This is a genomic window from Algoriella sp. (assembly GCF_036647415.1).
Classification (GTDB): Bacteria; Bacteroidota; Bacteroidia; order Flavobacteriales; family Weeksellaceae; genus Empedobacter.
In genome coordinates, this window is sequence record NZ_JAVXKG010000003.1 from 153135 (window position 1) to 159963 (window position 6829).

The 6829-nt window shown below is 30.8% G+C and carries 5 protein-coding genes; 3 read left to right on the forward strand and 2 right to left on the reverse strand.

Annotated features, from left to right (window positions below; translation table 11 throughout):
- Nucleotides 1–50 precede the first annotated feature (50 nt).
- A complete protein-coding gene (locus RSC72_RS02385; RefSeq protein WP_332544879.1) occupies nucleotides 51–1268 on the reverse strand; it encodes a serine hydrolase domain-containing protein in 1218 nt (405 codons plus the stop codon).
- A gap of 88 nt (nucleotides 1269–1356) precedes the next feature.
- Nucleotides 1357–2100, reverse strand: coding sequence for a TrmH family RNA methyltransferase (locus RSC72_RS02390; RefSeq protein ID WP_332544878.1), 744 nt, complete (start codon nucleotides 2098–2100; stop codon nucleotides 1357–1359).
- A 4-nt stretch (nucleotides 2101–2104) separates the two neighbouring features.
- Between RSC72_RS02390 and tamL the strand changes: the two genes are divergently transcribed.
- The 3 genes from tamL to accD are packed head-to-tail and all read left to right on the forward strand — an operon-like array spanning nucleotide 2105 to nucleotide 6716.
- The gene (gene tamL, locus RSC72_RS02395) at nucleotides 2105–4711 is read left to right on the forward strand and encodes a translocation and assembly module lipoprotein TamL (protein ID WP_332544877.1); all 2607 of its coding nucleotides are present in this window, start codon (nucleotides 2105–2107) and stop codon (nucleotides 4709–4711) included.
- A 37-nt stretch (nucleotides 4712–4748) separates the two neighbouring features.
- Nucleotides 4749–5816 (forward strand): class II fructose-bisphosphate aldolase, encoded by a 1068-nt coding sequence (gene fbaA, locus RSC72_RS02400; protein WP_332544876.1) that lies wholly within the window; start codon nucleotides 4749–4751, stop codon nucleotides 5814–5816.
- Nucleotides 5817–5867: 51 nt separating this feature from the next.
- Nucleotides 5868–6716: an acetyl-CoA carboxylase, carboxyltransferase subunit beta gene (gene accD / locus RSC72_RS02405; RefSeq protein WP_332566053.1), complete on the forward strand. Its 849-nt coding sequence runs from the start codon at nucleotides 5868–5870 to the stop codon at nucleotides 6714–6716.
- Nucleotides 6717–6829 lie beyond the last annotated feature (113 nt).

Sequence of the window (6829 nt, forward strand, 5' to 3'; positions counted from 1 at the left end):
CAGAGGCATTTTTTATACTTTACTTTCGCTACATGCGAACTATTTTTTTTCTATTGATGTAATCTCAACGAATCTTTAGAAGGTACTTTTAATGGATAAGCTCCCGTAAGTCCAGCCAATCTAAAGGCACTATATATATTTTTATTCTGTTTGTTACCCAATGCAATTACCGTAAATTGATTTTTAACATCGTGTACAAAAACAGTATTATTACCATGCCACCAACCATTGTGATACAATAATTTATTTCCATTATCATATTCTAACAATCGCATTCCAAGTCCATAATTTTTAAAACCTTTTTGTTCGTAACTATATCCTTGAAAAGCTTCTTTCTTTATTTTTTTAGGTAAAAAATCATCCGAATACATTGCTACATCTAGCTTAAATAAATCACGTGGCGTAGAATAAATATTTTTATCACCATAGGTTCTATCAAAATCATCCCAAGCCCATTCATATCCATTGTATTTATATGAACGCGCTACCGAATCTTTGTCACGATCATAATCAAAAACAAACGTATTTTTCATTTCTAATGGATCAAAAACCATATATTTCATAGCCTTTGGATAATCCATTTTCATTATTTTTTCGATAATTAATGCTAAAAATGCAAAATTGGTGTTCGAATAATAAAATCCTTTGTCTGTAGCACGAATTTGTTTTACATCAAATTCTCTAAAAATATCCAAAACATCTTGGTTAGAAATAGGTTTTTCACGATTCATCATCACCTTTTTATTATTCCACAAAACGTTTGCATAATTTGGCAAACCACTTCGGTGACTTAATAAATGTCTAACCGTAATATCTTCGTAGGGAAAACCTTCTAAAATTGTGTTTACTTTTTGATCTAATTTTAGTTTATTCTTCTCGACCAATTTTAAGATAGCCATAGAAGTAAAAACTTTTGAAATTGAAGCTATATGAATCGGAGTTTCTGCTGTAATAGAACGCTGGTGACGTTCATCTGCCATTCCTTGATAGCCTTCAAAAATTATTTCTCCATTTTTAGCAACCAAAAATCCTCCACTCACTTTTCCATCAACCCAAAAATCTTTGTAAAAAGTAGCTAATCTATTTTTATATCCATTAATCTCTTCGGGAGAAGATTTCATGGGTTTAAAATCTACTTTCCAATCTAACGAATCATATTTTAAGGCATTTGGATCCTTTTTTCTTTCCTCTTCTTTGTTAACATCCTTCTTGCTACAACTTCCTAAAAAAAGTAATGCAGAAGCAGCAACAATCGCTATATACTTCATCTATTTTTTTATGATCTTTCTGTTTGTTTGTACTAAATTAAAGATTTATTTAAAAATTGGTCAAAGGAATCTAAATATTATGTTTTTTTTATGATTTATGCGCTAATTGAGATTTAAATTCGCCCAAAATAACACTTGTTGCAACAGCTACATTCAAACTTTCGGTAGAACCATTTGTTCCAAAAAAAGGAATACTTAGTTTATTGGTCGTTAAATCTTCTATCGGTTTAGAAATTCCGTTTGCTTCATTTCCCATCACTAAAATACCTTCTTGTGGTAAAGTTTGTTCGTAAATTGATTCTCCTTCCATAAAAGTTCCAAAAATGTGACCTTTATAATCTTTCAAATATTTTTCTAGATCAATATAATGCACTTTTACACGTGTAAAAGATCCCATTGTCGACATAATTACTTTTGGATTGTACATATCCACAGATTCTTTTGTACACATTATATGCGCTACGCCAAACCAATCGGCTAAACGAATAATTGTACCTAAATTCCCAGGATCTCTAATATCATCCAAAGCAATTGTCAATCCACTCAAATCAATGTTTTCATCATAATTTGGTAATTCACAAAGTGCTAAACCTACATTTGGTGTAGTTAAAAAACTTATTTTTTTAAGGTCTTTTTCCTCTATAAACGTTTTTTTAATATGTGTTTCGTCTGGCCAAAAATCTTCTGTTATAAATAATTCTTTAATCTTTATCGAACTTTTTATAACTTCACCAATATTTTTAACACCTTCTACGACAAACATATTATATTTTTGTCTATATTTTTTAGAACCTAAAGAAGTTATTATCTTAATAACGTTATTTGATAACATATTTATGCAAAAAAAAATTACAACAAATATAGCACTTATCTCTTGCTTAGGATTACTTTTTTATAGCTGTAGTACAACTAAAAAAGTTCCTGAGGGAGAATATTTGTTTGTAAAAAACAAATTCGAGTTTGATAAAGAGGATAATAGCATCAAAAAAAAGACAGCTATTATCAACAAAGATCTTAGTAATTATGTAAAACAAAAACCTGCATCAAAGTTTTTACTCTTTTTTCCGGTTTGGCAATGGGTTTACAATTGGTCACCTGCTAAGTTTGATGAAACTTTCCAGGAATATTACCGTATTGATGCTTCTCAACGTAACCAGAAATTACTGGATAGCTTATTGATTAAAAATAATTTGAGCGAATATGCGGGAAATAATCTTTGGTTAAATCGTACGTTTTACAACCAAGGTGAAGCACCAATTTTGTTAGATGAAAAACAATCTGAATTTTCTGCAAAAAATTTGAATCGATTATTTCATGATAAAGGTTATTTTGATTCGAAAGTTAAAGTTTCTTACAAAAAAGATTCACTTACAAAGAAAGCCGAAACCATTTATGATATAAAATTAGGAGATCCTTCTTATATTGAAACATTTACTCAGAAAATTTCTGACGCTAAAATAGAAGAATATTTAAATTCGCCAATTGGTAAACAAACTACTTTACACGAAGGAAATCAATATGATTTTGATAAGTTTGAAGAAGAACGTGATCGTGTTGTTGATTTATTAAAAAATCGTGGTTATTATGATTTTAACGATACTGGCGAAGATTTATACTTTGAAGCTGACACAACAAAAAGTGACAAACGCTTAGACATATCAATGTATATCGACAAATACATACAAGATTCTCTAAAAACAGATAGTATTACTCCTTTTACGCAATATCGTTTTGGGAAAATTAATATTTATGCTGATGCGCGTTCCGCTGATGAAGTAAAAGACGAAAATCTATTGATCAAAAAAGAGTATAAAAATTACAATGTTTTCTATAAAAACGAGCCGCAATATCGCCCGCAATATTATACTGACGCTTTTGTTATAACACCAAATCAATTATACAGACGTCGTCAAGAAATACAAACAAAACGTAATATTTATAAAAAAGATAATGTAAATGTACATCGTTTCGATATTTCTAAAAGAGATTCTATTTTAGATGTAAATGTTTTTTTTACGCCTAAAAAGAAATATGACTTGAGCCTTTTTATCGAAAGTTATGCATCTCGTTATATGAATTTTGCTATTTCGCCCGGTTTGAGTTTAACTTCTCGAAATTTATTTGGAGGTGGAGAAAATTTAGAAACAACCCTAAAAGGTACTTTAGGTTCTGTTGATAAAGATTTTTCTCAAAACAAAAATTTCTTGAATGCTTATGAAATTGCAATCGAAACAAAACTTAAATTTCCGTACTTATTAACACCTATTAATTTAGATAATATTTTACCGAAACGTTTTGTTGCTGAGTCAGCCATTAGAACAAATGCAAGTACACAAAAAAATGTAGGTTTAGATAAAACAACCTATGGTTTTGGTTTTGATATGGATATTTCTAGTTCAGAATTTCAGCATAAAGTTTCTATTTTCAATACAGAATTTGTAAATAATCGTAAAAAAGATCGCTATTACGAAGTTTTTGAAAAAGATGATGATACAAAAAACCTAATCAAGGATTTGTATTATAAATATAATCCAAATGCACCTATTTATGTGACAGATGATGAACTTACAAGCGCAATAGAAATTGACAAAGGATTTCAGAGTTCATTAACTGGAGAAGATGCAAGATTATATGTCGAATTTGAAAACATGCTTTATCGTAAAGCAAATATTTCACAAAACGTGGTTATTAACTCGTTTATTTATCAATTCACATTCAACGAAGAAAACTCTTTTCGTCCAAAAAATAATCCGTGGTTTATACAAGCACGAATAGAATTAGCGGGAAACTTATTAAGAACATTAGATAAAGCTTTTGGTTTTAATCATGCAGAAGATACAAATGATAAAGAAACAGGTTTAATATTTGGAATACCATATTCTCAATTTGTTAAATTTGATTTAGACGTTCGTCGTAAATGGAAGTTAGACTCAAAATCCAGTATTGCAGGACGATTTTTATTTGGTATTGTGCAACCTTACGGTAATTCTAGTACAGCGCCTTTTGTTCGTAGTTATTCGGCTGGAGGAGCGAACGATGTACGTGGTTGGGCACCATTAACACTAGGGCCTGGAAGTAAACCACGTATCAATTCTAAAAATCAGAGTTTAGAATTTGAAAGTTTAAAATTATTATTCAATACCGAATTTCGTTTCAGTTTATTCGGAAGTTTAGAAGGCGCATATTTTATTGATGCTGGTAATATTTGGGGAATAAACAAAGATCGTCCCGAAACTTTATTTAAATTTAAAGACTTTTATAAAGAATTCGGAATTGGATCTGGACTTGGTTTCCGTTATCATATTGGGACATTCGCAATTGTAAGATTTGATTTAGGTTACAAAATTTATGATCCTTCTTACGAATTAGGAGATCGTTGGCAATTTAATAATTTTAATATCCTAAAACCAAGAATCCACTTCGGAATTAATTATCCTTTCTAAAAAAACATCTATATTTGTTTCACAAAAAACTAACATAATGAGCAGAAAATTTCCTGCCGGTGTTGCAACCGGTTCATTAGTTCAAGACATTATAAACGATGCAAAAGCAAATCAATATGCTTTACCTGCATGTAATGTTATAGGTTCAGACACGATCAATGCAGCAATGGAAGCTGCTGTAGAAGTAAACTCTCCAATTATTTTACAATTTTCTAATGGAGGTGCTGTTTTCAATGCAGGAAAAGGATTAAAAGCAGAAGGTCAAATATCTGCTATAAAAGGTGCTATTGCTGGTGCAAAACATATTCATACTTTAGCAGAATCTTACGGTGCTACAGTAATTTTACACACAGACCATTGTGCAAAAAAATTATTACCTTGGATAGATGGTATTATGGATGCTAACGAAGAACACTACAATAAGTTTGGAAAAACTTTATTTAGTTCACATATGTTAGATTTATCTGAAGAACCATTAGAAGAAAACGTAGAAACGTGTAAACGTTACCTAGAAAGAATGTCTAAAGTAGGAATGACTTTGGAGATGGAATTAGGAATTACAGGTGGTGAAGAAGATGGTGTAGACAATTCTAATGTAGATAATTCTTTATTATACACACAACCAGAAGAAGTAGCTTACGTTTACGAAAACTTAAAATCTGTTTCTGATAATTTCTGGATTGCAGCTGCATTTGGTAATGTACACGGTGTATACAAACCAGGAAATGTTGTTTTAACTCCTAAAATTTTAGATAATTCTCAAAAATACATCAACGAAAAATATGGTGTTAATAACGCTGTAGATTTTGTATTCCACGGAGGATCTGGATCAACTTTAGAAGAAATTCGTGAAGCAATCAGCTACGGAGTAATCAAAATGAATATTGATACAGATTTACAATATGCATTTATGGAAGGAATTCGTAAATATTTCGATGCAAATGCGGCTTATTTACAAGGACAAATTGGTAATCCAGAAGGTACAGAATCTCCAAACAAAAAATACTACGATCCACGCGTGTGGTTAAGAGCTGGTGAAGTATCTTTCAAAGAAAGATTAATTCAAGCTTGTCAAGATTTAAATAATATTAATACTTTAGGATAATTCTTAAAACCCGTTTTTAAGACAATTTCTAGACAGATAAAAACAAAATATATGCCTTGGTTTATTAGAAGCAAGAAAAATATCACAACTCCTACAGAATCTAAAAAAGACGTTAAAAAAGGATTGTGGTATAAAACTCCATCAGGAAAAATTATTGAAACTGAAGAACTAAAAGCAAATGCGTATGTAAGTCCAGAAGACGATCATCACGTACAAATTGGTTCTCAAGAATATTTTGAAATTTTATTCGACGAAGGAAAATTCACAGAATTAGACGCAAATGTAGAAAGTAAAGATCCATTAAATTGGACCGATACAAAACCATACAAGGACCGTTTAAAAGAAATCAAAAAGAAAACAGGACTTAACGATTCTATTCGTAATGCAGTAGGTAAAATGCATGGTCGTGACATTACAATTTCTTGTATGGATTTCAAATTTATTGGAGGCTCTTTAGGTTCTGTAATGGGAGAAAAAATTGCTCGTGCAATAGATTATGCCATCAAAAATAAAACACCATACGTTATCATTACACAATCTGGTGGAGCACGTATGATGGAAGCTGCAATATCATTGATGCAATTAGCAAAAGTAGAAGCAAAATTAATTCAATTAGCAGACAACCAAATTCCATATATTACAATTCTTACAAATCCATCTTTTGGAGGAATTACAGCATCTTTTGGATCAATTGGAGACGTTATCATGGCAGAGCCAGGTGCTTTAATTGGTTTCGCTGGACCACGTGTTATCAAAGAAACTATTGGTAGAGATTTACCAGAAGGATTCCAAACTTCTGAATTTTTATTAGAAAAAGGATTCGTAGATATGATCGTTCACCGTAAAAAGATGAAAGATAAAATAAAAGAAGTAGCTGATATGTTAATGCCTATCAACTAATTATAGAAGTGCAACTATATTTTTGAAAAATTATTCCAATTTCATTTGGATTATTAAAGATTGATTTTATATATTTGCACTCCAATCGCGAGAATAGCTCAGCTGGTAGAGCG